Below are 23,780 nucleotides of genomic sequence, written 5' to 3'. Positions count from 1 at the left end.
GTTGCTGCCGAAGCCCGTTCAGCAACTAGAGAAGATAAGGGGCTATCTAGCGGCCGCAGTGTTCGACCATCTCATCCGCGATCACCATGAGATTGTAGGCTTCAATCTTTCTGCTGAGAGGGATCAGGAGCTCCACCGGTTTAGTGAGGTTTTCGGCTTCGACTGTACACCGCACTGCGCCAGTGACGTCTCCATCGTCAGGAAACAGTACCTCGATCTCGAAAAACTCCTCTCCGCGCTGATGGCGGAACAGATCACAAGTCAGAGCGCCACGCTTGGTCGGCTTCCCTTTTGGCCACCGATCGTAGTAAAATCCCTCCGGATCGTGCTTCTCCGGCATCAACGGCATACGGAAAGCTGGGTCATCGATATATGTTGGCCTAGCAATGCCGGTGGGTTGAATAAGCGATCTATGCAGGCGGTCATGCTCCTCTGCCATTTTCATGAAGTCCGACATTGGCCCTATGCCACGCGCTAGGTCAGCGAGCGCTCCTCTGGCGTGAAGGTTGTCAAACATCGACTGGGCGCTACGCATTGCCGCCATTTGGGGACCGAGACCGCTCATCACTCCGCGCGAAGCCTTCTCCAGCTCAGAGATCCTCAGACCACTGCCGGGCATTCTCAGTGTAGCGATGTCAACGCCTTTCGCCGCAGAAGGCGACCGTTTCACGATGCGTCGAACCGCTGGCGCAATAGGCGGTGCGGGCAGCCTAGGAATCGGAGGAAGTTCGGGTTGCCCGTCGTCGTCATTTCGATCCTCGTGATCAACTGAATCATCTGCGTCACGTCTCAAATCGATGTTGCCGACAGCCTCAAACGACACGCGCATCTTCAAGGCCGGTCGCGTTCCACCGTTGGCAACCCCAAATGTTAGAGCCACTTTGGCCTCGGGTTCGACGCGGCCCTTATGCAGCGATTCAAAGATTGAGCGGCAGGCGTCGATCCATTTTGGGTAGGCTTCCGAAGAGTATTTCCCGATCGCTTCAGCATCCGGCGCCTCGTAGGAAATTTCGGTTCCATCGGCCTGAATCTCGGGTTTCGGAGCAGCGAAATCCTCCGTTGGGGGGTGACACACTTTTAGTTTGTCGATCAGTCGGTCAATTTCGGTGGGCTCAAGTGCCAAAGCGACTCGGCGAACCACATTAGCAGAAGCTGCCTTGTCTGAGGCGTTCGCGATGCTAATGACAGGCTCCTGCGATCTATAGATCGATATTTCTTTTTCCAGCTCCCTGATGCGCTTTGCTTCGGTTGTCTGTTCCGGCGGTCGCTTCCAACTCTCTGGGATCAGAAAGAAGGAAACCCCAAGACCCTGTGCGGTGGATGCCGCAACACTGTCATCTGTGAGCAACTTGACGGAGGCGAATGTTTCATCCTTCGAAAGGGTGGCGACAGTACCGACGATCCGGTCGTCATTGATGCCGTAGTCAAGTGAGCTGGCGAGTTCGGGGGCGGGCTGGACGATGGGCATCAGCCGGAGTAGGACGCGTGGTGTGGCTTCCTGAATAACGATTTCCGGCGGAAGAGCCGCAAGCATTCCACGTATGCGCCCCGAAATCTCGATTGCCCGCTTGCGCGTTCTGCCGCCACCATTCTTGTGCTTGTCGATCTCCGCCAAAACCGGTTTGGTCAATGCGATAACAACCGGGTCTACGGCCAGGTCAGACCAAGGAAGCTCTTCTAGGCGCATGCACTCGAAGAAGAGATTCGTATCGGCTACAAACACATGCTCCATTCGCCCCTCGCGAAACCGGAAATGATGGTGAACCAATCATCTGTGTGGAATTCACTGTCTCTGTTGCTGTATAGAGAAGACAGAACATTTCCGCAACGAAACTACCTACTGAGCTCGTAGCACAGAACATCGGCAATCTAACTTTGGCTGCTGCTCAGCTAGCCTCCCTGCGACAAATATAGTTGTGTTGGCGACGAGGGCCGTAAGCCAGATGACAGGCCGCTGTCCCGATGCAGCAGCCTAGAGCATGCTTGACGGGCTCCCACCCCATCGAAGCTATTCGCTCGCGCCTCAATCTAGAGGGCTATGGAGTCGACGTAATTCTCGATTTCATCGCCTTCCGGCCGCCATATCGCCGCCGATTATGCGATTTTGCCGCCTATACTCATGGATCACAGCACAATATGTTGATGTCGAGAGTAATCAAAGAGATTCGAACGCGGAGGTTGTCTTGACCAGCACTCCAGCTAGCACAAGAAGAATTTGGTGCGTCAACGTTTCCTGGGGTTGCCTTGAACGTTACCAGCAGGGACTTTATTCTTATACCATAGCCGCTTGAGAGGGGAAGCCGGTGTATCGCTTATCAAAAGGGGCAATCTCCAAATATATACGTGGCGAATGTCGCCGTCGGCTTCGCCTCGATCTATATGCTGGAGCCGATGCGCGTCGGCATGCGGATGCCCCAGAAAAGGACACAGGTCGCCCAGGGTTGCAGCTTATTGCCGACCAAGGGCGAACCTACGAGCGCGAGTGTTACTTTACGATCACCGACATTTTCGGGACCGATGCTGTCCGACATGGCTCTCCAAAGGCGTATGTGCGAGAGGAGGAGCAAGCATTCGAAGACCTTCCGCTTGAAACAGCGCTGGAGCATTTACGAACACCTGGGCATTTTGCATTCGAAGTCTTGTATGAGGTCTCGGATAGCTTTGTTGCGGAGCACAGCCTCACAGATCTAGTTTCGGGCGGGCAGGAAGTATCATTGAGTTTCGGCTCGAACCGACCTGACATTCTTTTATCGATGGCGCCGACAGGGAGTTCCAGGCGTATTGTTGATGCAGGTGGCAGAGTTGTCGAAATAGGCCCGGAAGACCTTCGGATCGGTTTGCGGATCATCGACATCAAGCTTTCCGAACAGCCATCTCCTGCCCATTTCGCCGAGCTAGCCTACTATGGCATGACCCTTGCTGGATGGCTGATTGATAACCAGCGCACCGACCATTTTGTGGTGCTGGCCGACGCGGCTATTTGGCCTGGTTCGCATGAGGGTTCAGCCATTCGCCAACTCGAAGCAGAAGAACTTAGGCGCGGCTCACTGGTTCGGGACAGGACAGCATACTATGAGCGATTCAAGACGGATCTCGAAGAAATGCCAGCTGAGGTCGTGCTCGGTCGTGTCGTTCGCTTTTTAGCCCATGACCTTCGCGAGGTGATCTCCCTGAGCGACTGGCGAGATCTGCCGCTGCATATCAGCAGCCGTTGCATTGGCTGCGACTATCTCGGCTTGCCTTGGACTCGATCGGGCAAGGAACTCGATAGCATCGACCAAAGGTACTGTTCGCCGACGGCGGAGCGGGAGAAGCACTTGAGCCGTATCGCGGGCCTCTCGGAAGGCGCGAGCGGAAAGCTTTCATCCGCTGACGTCAAGAAGATCGATGACTTGGCAAACCTATCGCCGGGCAGCCGCGTGTTCGAATCGCACCAGAATCTAAGAGCGACGCGACATATAGTTCAAGCGAGAGCTAGTGCTCTTCAAAATCATGGGGAAGCGCGGCTGCCTGACCGCACGGGTACTTCGGCGATCATGCCACGCTTCAGCGATGTTCGTGTTGCCCTTTCGGCGGACTTTGATGTCTCAACAGGGATCAGTTTCGCTCTGGGTTGCCAGATCGAAGCCTTTATCCCGAAGTCGGTCAGGCGCGATCCGAAAACCGGGGAAGTGGTGCGGACGGCAGGGGGCAAGGTACTTGTAGATGGCCAGTTCGAGCGCTGGGACCAAGCGCGACTGGTATCTGACAAGACCGTCCGCGCCGAAGGTGAGGTTTTCCTTGATTTCCTCACTCGCCTTCGCGACAAGGTACTCGACTTCCGCGACCAGGTAGCTAACGCTCGGAACGAGATCGCCGGCGAAGCCAAGTACAAGCCCTCAATCCAGTTTTACTTATGGGACATGCTCAATTTCGAGCAACTCTGCCGGATGATGGGGCGTCATCTCGAGTTGATCCGAAGCGCGCCCGTGGACAAGAACAAGCGGGGGGCTGACCTCTCACCAATGGCCTGGATATTTCCGCCCGAAGAGGTAGTGCAGGAGGCCGAAAACGTCGAGCGGAACTCGCCAATAACTATCGTCAGCGAAATGGTGCGATTGCTCGCTGCCGACATACCATACCACTACAGTCAAGGCTTCATCGCCAATGCCTACCGCATACCCGTGGCAGCTGACCGAAAGGTCTTCGACTATCGACAGCATCCATTCTTCGCCGATCCGCTCTCGGATCAGATTCCCTCCGAGCGCGGTCATGAGGTATGGGCCGGGAATAAGAGCCCGTTTAAGGACCAGACACCGGATGACTTCCAGGAAGAGCTTCGTCGTGTTGTGCGCCAGCGCCTCGGTGCGACGTTGTCGGTGGTGAACCGGCTCCGATACGACTTAGAAAAAGCCGACGATACCAAGCTGACCGCCGAAGCCCCCTCAATAGACCGGGTGTTTGGAGGCGGCGACAGGCTGTCTGCGGTAGCTCAAGACTTGCAGGTCATCTACCAGCACGCTCGATTGATGGATGCGGCCCAGACATTAGAGGTTGATCTGCTAATGGCTACGCCGCCGTTTGAGCGGGAGGCGCGTTTCCAGAGCGTCCGACTTGTTCGGCGCCTCGAAGACGACGCCAGAAAACAGGAATTGCAGCGACAACGACTTGGCGACTTGGTCTCGGATGATACCGTGTGGGTTTTCGAAATGTCGGAACGGTCTACTGAAGCCAAAGTCAAGGAGGGGGAGTTCAATCTGTCTTTAATGCCCGAAGACAGTCTGCACATGCAGCATTGGACGCTCGCCAAGCTGGCAAACACCTTCCCGAACATGAGACAACATATTCCCGACTGGCGTCTCCGCCAGAAGTTACGGAAAGCCTGCAAGATCTCGATAATCAGGTTCGACCGCGTCCGTCGTGTGGTGGTTGTCGCTGCCGATGAAATCCTTCACCGCATGGTCCATTACGGAATTTTCGACCTGACGTTTGAGGTGGACGCAGGAAAGGTACAATATGGCATTATCGATCCGCTTCACATTGATTATTTCGTTGGACCTCGGTTGCGGCCAGCTCTGAGCACGATCGGTGTGCCCCAGATTTCCATTGACGACCCGCTCATCGATGCAAGGCGGGTCATACGCTCCGGGCGCGCGGCACCTCGTATCAAGGAAACCGGCAATGCAGCCGTCCCATTCATCTGGCAGGCGGACATTCTTGCGCGTCCTGTCGAAAAGGACGTCAATGTCGGTCTCGGCACGCTTCCGGCACTGGTCAGAAAAAATCCGTCTCAGGTGACGGCGATCAAAAATGGCCTGACACGGCGGCTAAGCTTGCTTTGGGGGCCTCCCGGCACTGGAAAGAGCGAGACATCGGCAGCATTGCTTGTGGCACTGATCGCCCAGGCCCGCAGCGAGGGGCGAAGTATCCGCATTGCTATCACCGGCCCTACCTGGGTTGCCGTCGACAATGTAATGCGTAAGTTGCCCGAACGGCTTATAGGACAAGACATCCTGTTTGCTCGACTGAAGTCACCGGACACTTCCGAGGTCGGAATAGATCCGATCCTTCGCGAGTTTGTCATCGCGACCGAGGTCCGGGAAGTCAGTGCACAGGAACTACTGTCTCGGCTCGAAAATGGCGGTACGACCATAATCGGAGCAACGGCCCAGCAACTGGGCAAGCTGAGCCGGCTGCGCGACAAGGACGATCCTCAGTCCTTCATCGACTATTTGTTGATCGACGAAGCGTCGCAGATGGACGTCGCTCATGCTTCCGTAGCGTTCAGCGTCTTGGCTGAAGGTGCTAACGTGACCGTGGTTGGCGACGACCTACAGATGGCACCCATTCACCCAATTGATCCACCGATCGGTGCCGAAAATGTTGTCGGCTCGATCTATGATTTCTTCTGCAAATATCGGCAAGGTCAGACCAATCCGGATGGCAGTTCCCGCTGCATCGCGCCCACAATGCTAGATGTCAGCTATCGATCAAACAGAGAGATCATCGAGTTCGTCTCAATAGCCGGGTATCCCGGCCTGACGTCGAAATTCCCCGATCAGCAGATGCTGCTTTCCACGCCCGTCCCAATCGCTCGACCGGCCTCGGTACCCCCAGAGCTTCCTTGGTCGGATCAGATTGCGGCGATACTCGATCCAAACCACCCGCTCGCTGCCGTGATCCATTCTGACATGTACAGCAGCCAGCGCAATGACGGTGAAGCTAAGCTCGTCGCCTCCCTCGTCGCCGGATTGTATGGACGACTGATTGATCCAGAAACGGGCCAACCTCTTGTTGGTACGACTTTCTTCAAGAAGGGCGTCGGTATCGTCACACCCCACCGGGCACAGCAGTCCGCAGTCATAGAGTCACTTATGTTGGCGCTGCAACCTGATGCGGAGACTGCTGAGGAGCTTTTCCGCTCGGTGGACACCGTCGAGCGCTTTCAGGGGCAAGAGAAGGTGGCGATGTTCGCCTCCTTTGGTCTCGGCGACGGCGATCAGATCGCCAGCGAGGAGGATTTCCTTTATAATATTAATCGCTTCAACGTTATCGTTTCCCGCGCTAAAGCCAAGATGGTCGTGGTCCTTAGTCGTCGCCTGGCAGACTATCTTCCCAAGGACATCAAGGCGCTAAGAGATTCGCGGCTTCTGAAGCACCTAGTGTATGGTTTCTTGCGTACCGGAACGGTATTCTCGATGCCGGGGCTCGAGGATCTCGGTGAGTGTGAGTTGAGAGTGCGATGACGACTCTGCCAAAACAGTCATTGCTGGATGCCGGTATCCTACCAGTAGGAGAGATTGCGCAGATCGCGAAACGGGAGGGCGTACGCCCGCGGCCGGCATACCAGTCTCACAAGTGGTTCGCTCGCCGGCTCGCGGCCACAGCTAGGTCCCTCGCTGTTGCCGCAGCAACCCCTTCCGATAGGAACTTCTGGTCAGCCTACTACGACGAGGCGAGCTGCGAGGGACTTTCTGTTCTTGACCCTTTTATGGGTGGTGGCGTGATGCTTCTAGAAGCATCGCGATTGGGCGCTGACATAAACGGCACTGATATCGAGCCCGTAGCCGCTGTGGTATCGAACTTCCAGGGGCGGCTCAGCAAACTTCCCGACCTAACTTCGACGCTCGACGCACTTAAGGAGGCAGTCGGATCAGAACTGGCCCCTTACTACAAAGCGACCAATGCACAGGGACAGCAGGAGACACTTCTACACGCCTTTTGGGTCCAGCAACACACTTGCTCTAGTTGTAATCACACGTTTGACGCTCATCCGAGCTTCCGCCTCGCCTGGAATGACGACGCCAAGCGCGAATGGATCATCTGCGATGATTGCGGAGAGGTTACAGAGCGCACAATGACCCGGAAAAGGCATGTTTGCGCGTGTGGACAGAAGACCATGCCGACCTCGGGCCGGTTGGATCGTGGCACTGCCATCTGTCCGTGCTGCGGTCAACGGGATCGGCTGATAGATACTGCCAAATTCACCGGCAGGTCTCCCCGGTTCCGTCTTTTCGCCGTTGAAACCATTCCCGCTGGCGTTGAGAAAAGGTACCCCAATACCCATAGGCGGATCCGCGCGGCGAACGCGAAGGATATTGCCGTCTATGAGGCGGCACAAGTTAGGTTGCAGGCAGAGCTGCGGCGCGACCCCGATTTTTTGGCACCAGGGCCAATTCCCAAAGAACGGCGAAGCGACAATCGCCTCGTCCAGTACGGCTACGAGGACTACGGCGACCTGTTCGGTGCGAGACAAAAGTTACACTTGGGCCTACTGGCGCGGGAGATTGGCAGACTTGACGGTATGGTTGGTGAGGCCATGAAGATCGCGTTTTCCGATCACCTCACGACCAACAATATGCTGTGCGCATATGCTGGTGGCTGGCGTCGTCTGACCGGGCTGTTCTCCATCCGCGCCTACCGTCACATTGCGAGGCCTGTGGAACTCAATCCTTGGCTTGAGAAAAACGGCAGGGGTACGTTCCCTAACGCCGTAAGGGCCGTGCAGCGGGCTGCAAAGGCGATGCGTGAGGATACAGAGCCCACAATCACCGACGGACCACGTGCAGTGAGATGGTTTGAGCAGGGCAGTTGGGACGTTCGTTGTCAGGACGCACGCGACCTTTCCCATATTGCTGACGCGTCGGTCGACCTTGTCCTTACCGATCCTCCGTACTTCAACTACATCGCATATTCGGAACTAGGGCACTTCTTTGTGCCATGGATGGTCAAACTCGGAATTGTCGGCCCGGAGCACCTCAAGGGCTTTCCTACGGGACAACTCGCTAAACCCGGCAACGGGCTCGACGCCGCGGAGACTTTTGGTAACAGCCTCGCAGAGGCACTCGTCGAGGTTCGGCGGACCTGCAAACCTGCCGCCAGAATCGTTTTCACCTACCAGAACCTTGATGGGCGAGGTTGGCAGTCGCTTGCTTCTGCACTGGCCGTGTCAAACATCCGCCCAGTCCGGATTTGGCCGATGTATGGCGACAGCAGTGGCGGGCTTCACAAGAGAGCTAATTCCATCTCTTGGGATTGCGTGGTGCTGTGTCGGCTGGAAGATGTAGGGTCAGTTGGGCCAATCGCCGACCATATGTCAGCCGGTGAGATCAAGGCTATGTCTTGGAGTGAACGTCTCAAGCAAGAGGGCCATAATCTCGCACCTGGTGACATCCGCAACCTAACGCATGCCGCTGCTATGGTCGAGTCATTCGACTGCGCTGCCAATATTTCAACCGAGCGGCGGTCTGAACAAACCCGAGCAACGGTATAGTGCGGCCAACGGCGGAGTAGTGATTTGGCCAAGGTGCCTATAGGTAAGAATAGGTGTCTGGGACATTTGGGACCGTCGGCGGACGGCCGACTGGGGGGTGATGACGTGCAACCTGAGTTGTCCCCGATTTTGGGTTAGCCTGTTCTTGAACATAAGAGGAGGCAGGCCTCCTCAGCGATCAAGGATAGTGCTGGCTGCATTGATTTCGCTGATTTTGACGGTACTCTATCGAGAGAAAAGGCTTCGGAGTTTGAGGTCGGCGCCTCACTGCGAGACGGTCGATAGATGCCGATAGTTCACAGAATTTTTTCAGCTAGGTTGGTTCCTGAAAACTCAGCAAAATCAAAAGGCTAGGTTTTTGACGGTACCTTACACGGCATACTCGGCCGCTGAATTTATTTTTCGAAGTTATATCAGTTGCTTAGGGATAAAAAAATATTCGAGTGGGAGTGACCCGCGTTCGCTATTTGCTGATATTAACGAGCAATATGACAGATATAAGCCCGCATAACTGCGGGCTTCTTGTATTCTTGGCGGTTAAGGTTTTCATCGCCGAGCACGACGCTTCTAAAGCATGATACAAGATACGACCAAAATCTGATGCCATGTTCGATACTCGATACGGTGCCGCCCCTTTAGATGATCTTGGAATGGTGTGTTGATAACCAATTGATTTGTAATATGATTATTGAGTTATGGGGTCTTGGTTTGCTGTTTTTGAGTGGGTAGGTTTCACGATTCTGCTGCTCACTTCTCTCACCTTGCGACGGCGTCATTCTGAGCTTGTTTGCCACTATCTACCTCGGCCTTCTTCATCCATCAACGGAGTTCGGTGAAGCTATCGCGCATGGGACGCAGGATGATGACAACTGAAGAGGCACCAGGATCGACATGTCCGAGCGACCGTTCACCTAATCGTGCCGCACGCCCATGCCTCGCGACCATAGAGCGAGTTGAATCTGAGCCCTTTTCGGCAGTCGCGAGTATTTCGGTCCACATGTCTTCACTGCTCAGACCGTGTGCTCACGCATCGATTGCTCTGCCTAGATCGGAAAGCCGTTCTTTTTCCTCTTTCGTCGAAAACGCGATGAGCTGAAACATTTGGCTATGACGACGCACTGTAGTTTCCTGCATTTTTACCTCCCAGATCATCTGGAACTCATTAAACCGCTGGAGCGGCATTAATTAGCCGATCCGAAGAAAAGCCGTATCACAGGGGTGAGACAATAGATCGGACAGTTCCTGATCGAGATGCATGACAGATATGTATGCTCCGTTCATATTTAGCGATGTACAGTAATGGCCGACCCAGTTGGCTTGGATTGCTATTTGTTTGGCACTCAGTCTTTGCCCGACGCGTCTGAACAGTATGGCGAGTTCCATCAGGGGCGTTGAACCGAACGGATTTACCAGCACCTTCACCCTGTCACCGGAGAGGCATTCATCTCACCGAAGATCCGATCCATGATGTGATCGATGATCGCATCGCCAGGCATCATATCTCTCGGTTAACGCCGCGTTCCAGATGAATGCTCATGCCAGTCTCCACTTCTTCAGCTCTGATTTCGAAATTGTGGCGTCCGGTCTGGGGAGTGAACACGGTTCCAGCGCGACGCCCATCATAAAGGTGCGCCGATTGGCCTTACGGGTCACCGTCTAGCAAGCCGCAAGCGACATGCCACGATCACAAGCCGCGCCAGCTATTCTAAAAATGAAGAAGTTTCCTGCTACGCCGCGACGACCGTCGGAAGGCAGCCCATCTCCTCATGGGCGATGAAGACGGGGACACAATAACGGAGGTTCCATTCAAAAGGTTTGCGCGGCCTCGCACCACAGTTGGCTCCAACAGGTGGTGCTGCCGAGCGATGGCGCGGTCAACGAACATTCCGCTTTGAGAAGATTTGGTGATCAAGGAAAGGCATTGACAAGAGACAGGGGCATCTGACAAATGTAAAAAATAGAACTGAACTTCAAATCGTAAAACTGTCTGGAGGTGACAGGATTTGAAGAAAGATGTGCTTCGATAGCGGGAGGATGGACGTGTCATCGAATAGCCTGGATCGACAGACGCTGTTTCTGGCGTTGATCAACGTCGCCGTTCTGACAGCGGGCGGCTTTCTGGCTGGTTCAAATTTCATGGACAGCTATAATCTGCAATCAATGGCTTCGCAGGTTCCCGAGTTGGGGCTTCTCGCCTTGGGTGTCATGCTGGCCATGATTTCCGGGAATGGCGGTATCGATCTCTCAGGTATAGCGCTGGCAAATCTTTCCGGCATCGTCGCATTCCTACTCACGCGCCAATACATTCCTGCTGCTGATGCGCCTTTGCTGTTTTCGTGGGTGTTCGCCGGTCTGGCGCTTGTTATGGGGTTTATCGGCGGCATCATCAACGGGGTCGTTATCGCCTATGCCCGTCTGACGCCGCTGATTGCGACGCTTGGAACCCAGCTTCTGTTTACCGGCATTGCAGTCTTTCTGACCAACGGTTCCGCTGTCAGTATGGGTTTTATCGAGCCCCTTGATAATTTTGGCAATATGCCCGTGCTGGGCATTCCGGTGTGCTTCGCTCTATTTCTCGTGATCGCCTTTGCGCTGTCCTTTCTACTGAAATATACGCCTTTCGGCGTGAAACTGATGCTGCTCGGCAGTAATGCCAAGGCAGCCCGCTACGGTGGCATCAACGAGAGGCGCATGCTTCTGATCACCTATACCTTGTGTGGGCTGCTTGCTTCGGTGGCTGGGATCATCATCGCAGCACGCAACTCTTCGGTTAAATGGGACTACGGTGGCTCTTACGTACTGATTGCGATCCTGATTGCCGTTTTGGGGGGCGTCAAGCCTGAGGGCGGATATGGCAAAGTCATCTGTGTGCTTCTGGCTGCGATGGCTCTCCAAATCCTGTCGAGCCTCTTCAATTTCTTGAACATTTCGAATTTTTTCCGCGACCTTGCCTGGGGCGTTTTGCTGCTTGCGCTTCTCGCATCGGCACGCATGCACTTGGGCTACTGGTTGCGACCAAGACGACAATAGAGACAAAGTCGGCGGCTTTGGGATGAAAGCCGCCGACGGGAAACCAAAAAACAATCTGCTTATATTAATGGAGGAGTCATATGAGCATGTTTTCAAAACTGATAGCTGGCACGATGCTTGCGGGTACGGTCATGGCAGGGGCTGCCTTTGCCCAAGACAAGCCAACCATTGTGACGGTGGTCAAGGTTACCGGTGAAAACTGGTTTACCCGCATGAATGAAGGTGTTGATGCTTATGGCAAGGACAACACCAATGTGAGTACCAGCCAGGTCGGTCCGGCAAAGGCAGATGCCGCCCAGCAGACCCGCATCATCGAAGATCTTGTCGCCAAGAATGTTTCGGCGATTGCAGTCGTACCGATGGACCCATCTGCGCTTGAAGGTGTTCTGCGGCGCGCTTCCCAGCGCGGCATCAAGGTCATTACCCATGAGGGCGACAGTCTGGCGAATGCTGATGTCGATATCGAAGCCTTCGACAACAAGGCATTCGGCGCGCGCATCAATGAAAAGCTGGCCGAATGCATGGGCAAGTCCGGCAAATGGACGTCGTTCGTTGGATCGCTTGGCAGCCTTACGCATAACCAGTGGGTCGATGCCGGTGCAGAGAATGCCAAGCAATACCCTGACATGGAGCTTGTGGCTGAGAAGAACGAGTCATTCAACGACGCCAACCGCGCCTACGAAAAGGCCAAGGAAATTCTCCGCAAGTATCCCGATATCAAGGGGTTCCAAGGATCATCCGCGATTGATGTGATTGGCATCGGGCGTGCTGTCGAGGAAGCCGGGCTGCAGGACAAGACCTGTGTGTATGGTCTGGGTCTGCCGAAGGATACCGGTCCGTATCTCGAAAGCGGTGCCGTCGACCAGATCTTCTTCTGGGACCCGAAGGACGCCGGCTACCTCATGAACAAAGTCGCAGATCTCGTGCTGAAGGGTGAGGAGATCGAGGATGGCATGAACCTGGGCGTGCCGGGTTACGAGAAGATGACCGTCATCAAGGGGCCTGGCAAGGGTATTATAATTCAGGGTCAGGCCTGGGTTGATGCGGATAAGTCCAACTACAAAAACTTCCCGTTCTGATCGCATAAAAAACGCGCCAAAGCTGACTACCGGGGCCGCCTACACCACAGCGGCCCCGAAAGAACTATCCGGGAGTTTCAGGAATTCGCTATGGTTGCCACCGTTACAACGACACAGACCGCGCCACCGTTTATCGAGGTTAGAAACGTTAGAAAATCCTTTGGCGGCGTGAAAGCACTGAAAGATGTCAGCCTGACGATTGAGGCCGGACAAATCTACCACCTGATGGGGGAAAACGGTTGCGGCAAGAGCACGTTGATAAAAATTCTCTCAGGTGCACAGCCCGCCGACGGGGGGCAGATAGTGATCGATGGCGAGTTAACTAGCGCACGAGCCGGCGATCTCGGCGCCATCGGAGCGCTACGCGCCGGGATTGAAACCGTTTATCAGGATCTGTCGCTTCTTCCCAATCTCTCCGTGGCGGAGAATGTAGCATTTACCGAACAGCTCGTCGCAGCCTCGGGGCGTCTTTCCCGCCTGCTGAACATTTCCCAGTTGAACGAAACTGCGCGCCGTGCGCTGGCCGAAGTCCATTTGCCTACCGACAATGCTTTTCTTGCGCGTCGAACCGACACGCTGCCATTGGCGACCCGCCAGCTTATCGCCATTGCGCGCGCGGTGGCTTCCGAGGCACGTCTCGTCATTATGGACGAGCCGACGACATCCTTGACACGGCAGGAAGTTGAAAACCTGTTGCATGTGGTCGAGCGCCTTCGCAGCAAGGGCGTTGCAATCCTGTTCGTTACGCACAAGCTGGATGAATGCAAGTCGCTTGGCGGACGCGCCATCATCATGCGCGACGGGCTCAAGGTTGCCGAGCTTGACGTCGCCAGGCACAGCAAGGCGGAGTTCAGTCATTGGATGACGGGCCGTGAAATCAGCGAAACCCGCTATCGTACCGATCCGAAACTGGGCGAAATCTTGCTAGAAGCTGAAAAGCTGAGTGATGGCAAAGCATTGCATGGTGTTTCGCTTACCCTGAGAAAAGGCGAAATTCTGGGGGTCACGGGGCTACTAGATTCCGGTCGCAATGAGCTCGCGCTTGCGCTTGCTGGCGTCAAACCAGCAGCGGCGGGCAGGGTACGTCTGAACGGGCAGGAGATCGCACCGCAATCGACTGCTCAAGCCATTGAGTACGGCATTGGTTATGTGCCTGAAGACCGACTGACGGAAGGCCTTTTCCTCGAAAAGCCCATACAGGACAACATCACCCTGCCGATTCTGGACCGCTTGCGCAACGCGCTGGGTGTTATCAGTGCGCGGCGGGCGCGATGTGTGGCCGAGCAAAGTGTTGCCGATCTGCAAATCGTGGCTCCGGATGTCACAATACCGGTGCAGTCCCTTTCGGGCGGCAATCAGCAACGCGTCCTTATTGGTCGTTGGCTGACCATCAACCCGCAGCTTCTGATCCTGCATGGACCGACCGTTGGAGTCGACATCGGTTCGAAAGATACAATTTTTCGTATCATCCAGCGTCTGGCCGACGAGGGTATGGGCGTCATCATCATCAGTGATGATCTGCCGGAACTCTTGCAAAACTGCGACCGTATTCTCGTCCTGCGGCAGGGCCGTATCGTAGCGGCGCATGCCGCCGATGGGCTGACTGAAGATGCCATTTACCAATCCATGGCCAGCCCGTCGAAGGAGGTGCCACAATGACCGAGATCGTATCTGTCGGCATTGCGGATAAGGGCAGAAGCGGCATTGGTTCGCGCTTATGGGATTTGTTGGGGCGTCGGCCCGAGATATTTACGCTGCTTCTGATTATTGTGACTTGTCTGTTGGTTATAGGCGCCAATCCCGACTTTCTTCAGATGAGCAATATCGTGGATATTCTGCGCGCTTCCGTTGTGCGTGGGCTTTTCGCCATGGGGGTTCTGGTCGTGCTGGCTTCAGGCGGTATCGACGTTTCGTTCACTGCGATCGCGGCCTTCGTGATGTATGCCCTTACCATGCTGGTCACGAACTGGTTCCCCGAAATGCCGATGACGATCATTCTGTTCCTTGCGGCGTTGGGCGGGGCGTCTATAGGGGCTCTGAACGGCCTGCTTGTTCAGAAACTGCAAGCGCCATCGCTGATCGTTACCATCGGAACACAATATGTGATCCGCAGCTTTTTGCTGACTTTCGTGGGAACCGCACTGTTCATGAATATTCCGGTGGCGATGGATGCTTTCGGTAAGGCATCACTGCTTACCCATCACGCATCAAATGGTGTCGTTTCCGTTCTGCCGGCGACTGTTCTGATCCTGGTCGCTGTGGCTCTGGTGACATGGTTCATTCTCGAACGCACATTGATGGGGCGGGCGATCTTCGCCGTTGGTGGTAATCCTGGTATTGCGGAGCGCCTTGGCATCAATCTCTTTCGCGTGCGTATTTTCGTCTTTGCCTATGCGGGTCTTCTGGCTGGTATCGCGGGTGTTGTTCACGTCTCGAGCAACCGCCTCGCCAATCCCTTTGACCTTGCCGGTATGGAGCTCGAAATCATCGCCGCTGTCGTATTGGGTGGGGCACGGATCACAGGCGGTTCAGGCTCGGTGATCGGGACGCTTCTGGGCGTGCTTCTGATTACACTTGTAAGCAATGTGCTGATTTTCGTGGGCATTCCAAGCACTGTGCAACTCGCCATTGTCGGCATTTTTATCCTGCTCGCCGGTACGATTTTCGCCTTGAGCAATCGCAGTTGAAACCAAATAGGCCGTGCCTTGCTAAGCCTGCATGGTGCGATCTTATGCATATTCTGGGAGGTTCTTCATGTCACATGACGTATCGGTCATTGGGCTCTATATTCTTGACGTACTCGGTCGGCCGGTCGATGCAATTCCGCCAGGCGGAAACGTTGAATTTATCGATGAGATTCGGTTGACCGTCGCAGGTACCGCCGGTGGTACAGTGGTCGATCTGGCAAAGCTCGGTTTGAACTGTTTGGCAGTCGGAGCTGTTGGTGACGATGAGAAGGCCGATTTCGTTATTGCGACGCTGCAAAGGTTTGGTGTCGATACGGCACAGATGCAGCGTCTGGAGGGCGTGCCGACATCGTCTACGATCCTGAATATCCGCCGCAACGGTGATCGCCCAGCCTTGCATGCGCGCGGGGCCTCGGATCATTTTGAGATTGCCGACAGCGCCCTGGATGCAGTGTTGGAGCCGCCGATTATCCATCTGGGGGGGACAGGACTTCTAGCCAAGCTTGACGGTGAGCCGAGTCGAAAGCTTCTTGCCGAAGCTAAAGCCCGAGGAAGAACGACAACCTTCGACCTTCTCGGCGCGAATGAAGAAACGCTTGAACTGATCGCTCCGCTTTTCCCGCATATCGATTATTTCATGCCCTCCATTGATGAGGCGAAGCAGATTTCTGGGGCGGAGAACGTCGAAGGTGCAGGAGCTTTCTTTCTCGATCGCGGCGTGAAGCATTGCGTTTTCACGCTGGGCGGCGATGGTGTCTGTTTCATGGATGCATCGGGCGAGATCGTGTGGCAGCCGGCTTTCCAGATCGAGGTCGTTGACACGACCGGGTGTGGTGATGCTTTCGACGCTGGTTTCATTGCGGCCTTGCATCGTAAGATGGATTTGAAAACGGCCCTGAACTTCGCTCAGGCGTCTGCTGCGCTGGTCGCAACGGGTCTCGGCTCGGATGCAGGTATTCGCTCCTTTGACGAGACGCTTGCGTTCATGAATACGGTGCCTGCCCGGCAATAATGCCATGGAAGGCGGGTAGGTCGAGAACCTCTCCGCCTTCTAATCAGCGAGCAACCGCTCGGCAGCGTCCATGTCGGTAACCAGATGCGTGGCGTAGCCACCCAAAAGAACCGCGCGGATAGCTTCCACTTTCTGCGCGCCTCCCGCCACGCAGAGCCTTTTGGGCACACCACTCAGTTCATCCAGTTCGATGCCGATGATCCGCCGGTCAAGTTCGCGAACAATCTGATTTCCGTCGCGATCAAGGAAGCGGCAGATCAGAACGGCTGTCGCCCCTTCGCGGGCATAAGCATCGATTTCTTCATCGCTGGTCACATCGGCGATACGCATCGTGCTTTCGGCGGCAAGGCCACCGACACCGAACACGATCATGCTGGCTTGGCCTATCAGTTCGAACTGTCGCCGGAGTACGGGTTCGCCCATCAGCGCATCACGTAGACCAGGCGTGCTAAGCACGGCAGGAGCCAGCATGTTGATGCTGGTGGCCCCTATGTTACGTGCCATGATCGACGTGCAAAGCTCGGCAGAAAATTCCCTTTTTCCAATGGAAGAACCGGTAACCTGCACGACGGTCAATCCGTCAATTGGTTGTGGTAAAGAAATTGCGTCGGCGACAGCGAGTACGGTACGTCCCCACGACACACAGACGATTTCGCCAGGTCTCATCAGCCGTTCCATTAAACGCGCGCCGCCGGCGCCCAGCGCTTTCAAGCGCGATTCTGTCGTGAATGACTTTTCCGATGGAACAACGAGTGCTTCTGATAGTTTGAACCGTGCAGCCAGTTTGCGGGCGATATGAGTGCGTGTAGCGATTTCAGGATTCATCAAAATACGCACAACACCTCTTTGCCGGGCCTCCTGCAGGTAGTTGACGATGGTGGCGCGTGAAACCCCAATCATCTGCGCAACTTCGTTCTGAGTGAGCTGGTTCTCATAGTAGAGCCACGCCGCCCAGACGACGGCATCATCGAACTCGGCCGGGATGGTATGCGTAGACGGTGTTTGAGCGCCCGATGTCATACTCGTTTCCTGTGAATCTCTATTGTGTCTGAGTTGCACAGAAAAGCCTTTCGATCAACACGACAATCAAGCGAATTGACTAATGTCAGAGCTTTGTGTCAATTGTATATTGTCGGAAGAGGAATCTCCGCAAGTCTTTGTTGCCTCATGGAAAATATCCGGGTTTCCATGAGGGCACCTTTGTGTCTGCGATCCAATGCGCAGGCCAGCAACCAAGGGAATGACAGATGAAATCAAGTTGGTCACAGGCGGAATTCGACAGGGTTGTCGGCGCGTATGAAAAGGAAGGCGTAAACCGCGATGTTGCGATCCGCACCTATACAACGCGTCTCCTGGGTTCCGAACCAAAGCTGGTCCTGCATGGCGGGGGCAATACATCGGTGAAGACGACGCTGATCGATCATGATGGTAGCGAAGTTCCAGTACTCTGCGTCAAGGGCAGCGGCTGGGATATGGGCCAGATCGAGCCTGCGGGTCTTCCTGCTCTGCGTCTGGAGCCGTTGAAGGCCATGGTGAATTACGAAACCTTGTCGGATGACAATATGGTCATGCTACAACGTCGCCTGTTGCTCGACCCAGTGGCCCCCAACCCATCGGTAGAAGCCATTCTTCACGCGATCCTGCCGTTCAAGCATGTGGACCACACCCATGCGAACGCAATCGTGTCGCTTACCAATCAGCCGCGTGGCGAAGAGATCATCCGCGAACTTTTTCCAGAGATGATAATCGTGCCTTACGTCATGCCTGGATTCGATCTGTCGAAGGCATGCCAGAAGGCATTCTCAGAACGGCCCGATGCCCCCGGGATGATATTACTGAAGCATGGGATTTTTACTTGGTCGGAGGACCCGCGGGAAGCCTATGAGAACATGATCGCTGCTATTGATCGTGCCGAAAAGCGCATTGCCCAAGGCAAGTCGCATCCATTCGGAAAGGCGAGCGCCGCACTATCTGCCAAAGCGTTGGCCTCGGTTGCGGAAGTCGCGCCGATATTGCGTGGAGCGATCGCACTACCTGGAACGGAAGAGGGAAGGCCGCGCCGCTTCATTCTCGAGCATCGCGTTAATAACGATATTCTTGATTTCTGCGGGGCACCCAACATCGGGGATTTGGTGCGGCGAGGGAATGCGACGCCCGAACATGTCATTCATATCAAGCGCTTTGGCGTGGCACTGCCAAAGCCGGAAGCCGATACTCTGGACGGTTGGGCTATCAGTGTAAAAGAGGCTGTGGCTGCCTATGCGGCAGACTACAAGGCCTATTTCGAGCGCAATAATGCGCGCGCTGGTGCCTGCAAGAAGATGCTCGATCCGATGCCACGCGTGTTTTATGTTGAGGGTATTGGGCTTTTCGCGGCTGGAAACACCCAGAAATCTGCTCGTATCTGTGCGGATGTCGCCGAGGCGACGATCGAAGTTATTCGCGGCGCGGAAGGGATCGACGAGTTTGTGGCTCTGACAGAGGAAGATTTGTTTGATATCGAGTATTGGTCGCTGGAGCAGGCAAAACTAACCAAACTGATGGAAAAACCGCTGACGCGGCAGGTGGCCGCGGTGACAGGTGGGGCGAGCGGCCTTGGCCTGGCCATTGCAGAGCAATTGAAAAGCCAGGGTGCGGAACTGGCGCTGATCGACGTCGACGGGAAGCGCGTTGCGGCTGAAGCGAAGCGCCTGGGCGGCTTCGCCGTTTCATGCGACCTGACCGATCCCGCCGCTGCGGATGATGCACTCGCTCAGATCGCGGAGGAATTTGGAGGGGTCGATATATTGGTTTCCAATGTAGGAGCGGCTTTCCAAGGTGCTTTGATATCCGTTGATGACGACATCTTTAAGTCCGCGTTCAACTTGAATTTCTGGAGTCATCATTATGTTTCGCGGGCCGCGGTAAAGATCATGCAGAAGCAAGGCACTGGCGGCGCGATCGTTTTCAACGTGAGCAAACAGGCTGTAAATCCTGGACCCGACTTCGGTCCCTACGGTACATCTAAGGCAGCTTTGATGGCGTTGATGCGCCAGTATTCTCTGGAATACGCCGCTGAAGGCATCACCGTAAACGCCGTTAATCCCGATAGGATACGCACCGGCTTGATGACTAATGAAATGGTGGAAGAGCGGGCACGCGCGCGTGGAGTGACGCCAGAAATTTATATGCGAGGCAATTTGTTGAAGCGGGAAGTCTCCGCTGGCGACGTTGCCGAAGCGGTTCTGTATCTTGTGCGAGCGCGTACCTCCACCGGTGCCGTAATGACTGTCGATGGTGGCAACGTGGCCGCAATGATGCGATAGAAAAGCCTTCCTCTATCGCATCATTGCTTCGACATTCCACGAACAACCATTATCTCGGCATCATCGGGTTATGTGTGTGAGCTGGACCGGAACTGTCGCTTTCTGACCGCAATCATCTCGAGATATGATTGCGGTCAGAGATCTCGCCAAAAAATCCAACGACCACTTCCACAGCGATGATTGTAGCAGTGCCATCGGCAGTACTGTCTCTAGCTGATGCGCCGATTGCAACCCTTGCAGAATAGGCTAAGGCTATAGAACCTCCTCCGGTGACGAGGGCAGGTTTACCGGTTCGCGAAAGGTGCGCTGCAGTTGGCCCCAGGCGGGATCATGCATATGGTTCTGTAAGCCAGCCCGCGTCACCAGCGCGCGTGCTTCCGCTTCACCGAAAGCCAGCGCTGCATGCATATCAGCGGTCAGCACCTTGCCACCCTCCATGAGAACTTTGCCATCCACGATCACGGTATCCACATCGCTTCCCAATACCTGATGAATGAGACGGTGAACCGGCATCCAGTTGGGTGTCAGATGGGGTTTACGCATATCGATGATAGCGATATCGGCTTTCTTACCCTTCTCAAGAGACCCAATCTCGTGCTCCATGCCAATTGCGCGGGCCGCATCGATGGTGATCATTTCGAAGACTTTGCCTGGTGGGAGAAGATAGCGGTCGTGGTTGTGCAGAACATGCTGTGTCGACTGGGCAACCCGTGCGATCTGCAGCATGTCGAAATGGCGGCTGGGAGCTGCGCCATCCGAAGTAATGGCGACCGGCACGCCGCGGGCCATCATTTGCATGATCGGCGTCGAGCGCCCGGGTGGAGCATGGGTGACATACGTGCCGGTCTCGGCAAGAATGTCGATCTCTTCATGTGAAATGCCCCAGCAATGCTGTAGGTGTACGTCGGGCCCCAGAAGGGCGTTGTCCTTATCCTGCCAAGCCATGCGAATCTGTCCGGCAAAGGCATCGGAGTGAATACGTACGCCCCATTTGCGCGCGGTTTCGCGAATGCGCCTTGCCTGCATCCGGTCGTCCTCGGTCAGGTTTACGGCGAAATCTGGCGTTGAGGCATTCGATGGCTCAACCGAGGGCACAATCGTGAATGGTGTAAGAAAGACCTTTATGCGTCCGCTGGCAGTTCCGTTCAGTTTTTCGATAACGGCTTCGGCACCCTCAATCATTTCCTCGAAGGAAACACTGCGCCGTTTCGGCTTGCCACTTTCCCAGCGTGTGACCGATTGCGGCCATGGTAGACCGGCAGGGCCCACGCAGATGATCTCCCGTAAGCCGAGCTCCGAATAGGCGCGGGCATGATTGATTGCGAAGACTGGGTCGTCGCTGCGCGGCATGGAGGTGATGATGCTGGCAGAGGTCGTTACACCAGCACATAGTCTTTCGAGACCGGAGACAAGCCCATCCGCATACCAGTAGTCGCGTGTTGCATAGTGATAGTAAGTCGGGGTGACGATCCGCATCCACAACGAATTAGTGTCTGCGGCGATACTGCGGATCAAGGCATGGCCAGCGTGCCCATGAGCGTCAATTAGTCCCGGAATAATCAGTTTTCCCGTACAGTCTATTACTTTTTTTCCAACGTGTCGGGGCTGGAGTTCTTCCGCGGTACCTATTTCAGCGATCCTGTCCTTTTCGACCACCAGACCACCGTCGTCGATAATTCTCCGACCGCTGTCAACCGTTATAATCGTTCCGTGAAGCAGCAAGAACCCATCCATTCATATTCCCCTTATAGTTCGATTCCGGCGCGTCCTTCGAAAGCCGTTTCATACTGTTGATGTTATAACTTATAATTGCCAACAATATCGTTGACAATAATAAAGCCGATCACGATACTTCGGGGAAGTCTAGGCGACGGACACTATTGGTATTCATGAAGGGAAGAGCATGACGCGTCTTAATAAGTTTCTCGTATCAGCACTGGCCGCAGCGGCAATCGCTGCTCCACTCGCGGTTTCGTCGGCAGATGCTGCGACATTGCGTTGGGGCAGCCGCGCGGATATTTACTCTCTTGATCCGGATTCCGTTCCTTCCACGTCCAATCTGGCATTTTTGAACCATATTTATGAAGGACTGGTTCGCTACGGTCCGAATTTTGAAATTGAACCGGCTCTTGCAACCGAGTGGAAGCTTGTTGACAATAAATACTGGCGTTTTACCCTGCGTCGAGGGGTAAAATTCCACAATGGTGCCGATTTCACTGCCGATGATGTCGTTGCCTCAATGAACCGTGTGTCGGATCCGACCTCGCCTTTGCGCGGCAACATTCCGCTTTATGTAGGTGTCAAGAAAGTTGACGATTTCACGGTCGATATCGCAGTTTCGGCACCAACGGCATTGTTCCTGAACGATATGACCAATATCTTCATGTTCAATGCACAGTGGCTCAAAGACAACAATGCCGAAAAGCCGACCGATATCGCCTCCAAAACCGAGAATTATGCCACCCACAATACCAACGGCACGGGCCCGTTCAAACTGGACAGCCGCGTTCCGGATTCGAAAACCGTCCTCGTGGTCAACGACCAGTGGTGGGATGAGAAGAAGCATAATCTCGACCGCATAGAATATGTTCCAATATCTTCTGCTGCAACCCGTGTCGCGGCATTGCTTTCAGGCGAAATAGATCTGGTTGACTCCGCCCCTATCCAGGATTTGCCGCGGCTGGAATCCTCGCCAGGCATCAAAGTGAACAAGCGCACCGAACTGCGTACGGTTTTCATCGGTTTCAATGGCAAGGAAAAACTTGAAGACGGGCGCCCAAACCCTTTCCTCGATGTTCGCGTTCGTCAAGCTGTGGAAGCGAGTATTGATCGCAACCTCATCAACAAGAAAATCATGCGCGGTCTGGCAAGACCTTCCGGCTCTCTTATAGCTCCAGAAATCGCTGGCTACGCCGAGTCCCTCGACGTCTATCAGCCCGCCGATCCCAAGCTCGCACAACAGCTGTTGGTAGAAGCGGGGCAGAAGGGGCTGGCTTTTACCTATCTTTGCATGAATGACGAGAGCATTAACGAGGAAGACATCTGCTCTGGCATTTCAAACATGCTAAAGCGTGCCGGTTTCGAGCCAACTATCGATATGGGCCCGCGTGCCGTGCAGCAGCCAAAGCGTACCAACGGCAAAGCCGACATGTTTAATCTGAGCTGGGCCAATGAGCCAACCCTCGATGCCTATTCGTTGCTTTCTCAAGTTCTTTCGACACGTAGCGGCTCGACCGGTGTTTCCAACTATGGTGGCTGGTCCTATCCTGAACTCGACGACTTGGTGAAAAAAGCCGCCGAGGAGCCAGACACGGCGAAGCGCCTAGCGTTGGAGGAAGAAGCGCTGAAGATCGCCAAGGATAAGGCGATCCTGATTCCGCTCCACCAGCAGCCCATTGCATGGGGCATGCTCGATAAGGTTGAAAGTGTGGATTTTCGCGCCGATAACAAGCCGCGCCACTGGCATACGATGATGACTAAATAGATAGACCATTACCTAAAACTGGAACAGGAGAGCGTCTCATCTCGGTGAGACGCTTTTTTCGAGACGACAGGGAAATCTCTCAATACAAATCCACTTTCCCAAGCATCTTTTTCCCTAGTGCAGGAGGAGTGGATGCCTGGATGCTCGCGGCAGCAGGTGCAGCGTCAATACGATGGCCTGATCGCGAAGTCCTAGGATAGCATTTGGCGGCGTCCGCGGCGGTGACGAGATATGTTCACCCCGCTATCCCATTTGAATATGAAAATAACATTGAAATCTTTGTCGACATATCAGACGCGTAAATTCATCAATATTGTCAACAATCGCGTTGACAACTTTTGACTTATCGACATAGAGTATCCTTGTGGCCAAAAAGAAAGCTGAAAAGGCGGGGCCAGTTTATGGGGAGTTTATCAAACGCAACTTGAAGC

General features: G+C 54.7%; 14 protein-coding genes and 2 pseudogenes. 9 read left to right on the top strand and 7 right to left on the bottom strand.

Annotated elements, in window-relative coordinates:
* Positions 1 to 46 precede the first annotated feature (46 nt).
* Both FJQ48_RS07250 and FJQ48_RS22315 read right to left on the bottom strand, forming a co-directional pair.
* On the bottom strand, positions 47 to 1,732 hold the full coding sequence (locus tag FJQ48_RS07250) for a PIN domain-containing protein (protein WP_139974503.1): 1,686 nt from the start codon (positions 1,730 to 1,732) through the stop codon (positions 47 to 49).
* Between the two features lie 643 nt (positions 1,733 to 2,375).
* A complete protein-coding gene (locus tag FJQ48_RS22315) occupies positions 2,376 to 2,531 on the bottom strand; it encodes a hypothetical protein (RefSeq protein ID WP_180350146.1) in 156 nt (51 codons plus the stop codon).
* A 183-nt stretch (positions 2,532 to 2,714) separates the two neighbouring features.
* Between FJQ48_RS22315 and FJQ48_RS07245 the strand changes: the two genes are divergently transcribed.
* A complete protein-coding gene (locus tag FJQ48_RS07245) occupies positions 2,715 to 6,725 on the top strand; it encodes a DEAD/DEAH box helicase (protein WP_139974502.1) in 4,011 nt (1,336 codons plus the stop codon).
* Positions 6,726 to 7,189: 464 nt separating this feature from the next.
* On the opposite strand, the gene FJQ48_RS07240 is transcribed toward FJQ48_RS07245, so the two are convergent.
* A complete protein-coding gene (locus tag FJQ48_RS07240; RefSeq protein WP_139974501.1) occupies positions 7,190 to 7,546 on the bottom strand; it encodes a hypothetical protein in 357 nt (118 codons plus the stop codon).
* 93 nt (positions 7,547 to 7,639) lie between these two features.
* On the opposite strand from FJQ48_RS07240, the gene FJQ48_RS07235 reads away from it, so the two are divergent.
* The gene (locus FJQ48_RS07235; RefSeq protein ID WP_139974500.1) at positions 7,640 to 8,752 is read left to right on the top strand and encodes a hypothetical protein; all 1,113 of its coding nucleotides are present in this window, start codon (positions 7,640 to 7,642) and stop codon (positions 8,750 to 8,752) included.
* 819 nt (positions 8,753 to 9,571) lie between these two features.
* Here the strand turns inward: FJQ48_RS07235 and FJQ48_RS22670 are convergent.
* Positions 9,572 to 9,886 (bottom strand): annotated as a pseudogene (locus tag FJQ48_RS22670) (DAK2 domain-containing protein).
* Between the two features lie 51 nt (positions 9,887 to 9,937).
* Positions 9,938 to 10,498 (bottom strand): annotated as a pseudogene (locus FJQ48_RS07225) (dihydroxyacetone kinase subunit DhaK); the annotation flags it as partial.
* A 288-nt stretch (positions 10,499 to 10,786) separates the two neighbouring features.
* Between FJQ48_RS07225 and FJQ48_RS07220 the strand changes: the two are divergent.
* The 5 genes from FJQ48_RS07220 to FJQ48_RS07200 all read left to right on the top strand — a co-directional run bounded on the left by FJQ48_RS07220 (position 10,787) and on the right by FJQ48_RS07200 (position 16,560).
* The gene (locus FJQ48_RS07220; RefSeq protein ID WP_247870307.1) at positions 10,787 to 11,782 is read left to right on the top strand and encodes an ABC transporter permease; all 996 of its coding nucleotides are present in this window, start codon (positions 10,787 to 10,789) and stop codon (positions 11,780 to 11,782) included.
* 80 nt (positions 11,783 to 11,862) lie between these two features.
* Positions 11,863 to 12,861 (top strand): autoinducer 2 ABC transporter substrate-binding protein, encoded by a 999-nt coding sequence (locus FJQ48_RS07215; RefSeq protein ID WP_139974497.1) that lies wholly within the window; start codon positions 11,863 to 11,865, stop codon positions 12,859 to 12,861.
* A 90-nt stretch (positions 12,862 to 12,951) separates the two neighbouring features.
* Entirely contained in the window at positions 12,952 to 14,520 is a 1,569-nt protein-coding gene (locus FJQ48_RS07210) for a sugar ABC transporter ATP-binding protein (protein WP_139974496.1), read from the top strand.
* On the top strand, positions 14,517 to 15,548 hold the full coding sequence (locus FJQ48_RS07205; protein ID WP_139974495.1) for an ABC transporter permease: 1,032 nt from the start codon (positions 14,517 to 14,519) through the stop codon (positions 15,546 to 15,548). Before FJQ48_RS07210 ends, FJQ48_RS07205 begins: the two co-directional genes overlap by 4 nt.
* A 67-nt stretch (positions 15,549 to 15,615) precedes the next feature.
* Positions 15,616 to 16,560, top strand: coding sequence for a sugar kinase (locus tag FJQ48_RS07200; protein ID WP_139974494.1), 945 nt, complete (start codon positions 15,616 to 15,618; stop codon positions 16,558 to 16,560).
* A 39-nt stretch (positions 16,561 to 16,599) separates the two neighbouring features.
* Here the strand turns inward: FJQ48_RS07200 and FJQ48_RS07195 are convergent, their stop codons facing one another.
* Complete coding sequence (locus FJQ48_RS07195) at positions 16,600 to 17,580, bottom strand: sugar-binding transcriptional regulator (protein ID WP_139974493.1); 981 nt, start codon at positions 17,578 to 17,580, stop codon at positions 16,600 to 16,602.
* Between the two features lie 227 nt (positions 17,581 to 17,807).
* Between FJQ48_RS07195 and FJQ48_RS07190 the strand changes: the two genes are divergently transcribed.
* Entirely contained in the window at positions 17,808 to 19,865 is a 2,058-nt protein-coding gene (locus tag FJQ48_RS07190) for a bifunctional aldolase/short-chain dehydrogenase (RefSeq protein WP_139974492.1), read from the top strand.
* A 252-nt stretch (positions 19,866 to 20,117) separates the two neighbouring features.
* Here FJQ48_RS07190 and FJQ48_RS07185 read toward each other — a convergent pair whose 3' ends face one another.
* Entirely contained in the window at positions 20,118 to 21,599 is a 1,482-nt protein-coding gene (locus FJQ48_RS07185; RefSeq protein WP_139974491.1) for an amidohydrolase family protein, read from the bottom strand.
* A gap of 169 nt (positions 21,600 to 21,768) precedes the next feature.
* Here FJQ48_RS07185 and FJQ48_RS07180 point away from each other — a divergent pair, with 169 nt between their 5' ends.
* Positions 21,769 to 23,349, top strand: a complete 1,581-nt coding sequence (locus FJQ48_RS07180) for an ABC transporter substrate-binding protein (RefSeq protein WP_139974490.1) — start codon at positions 21,769 to 21,771, stop codon at positions 23,347 to 23,349.
* Positions 23,350 to 23,780 lie beyond the last annotated feature (431 nt).

This window comes from Ochrobactrum sp. CGA5 (genome assembly GCF_006345815.1).
GTDB lineage: Bacteria > Pseudomonadota > Alphaproteobacteria > Rhizobiales > Rhizobiaceae > Brucella.
Note: the sequence above shows the minus strand (reverse complement) of the source record. Positions and strands in the feature narration are given on the sequence as shown.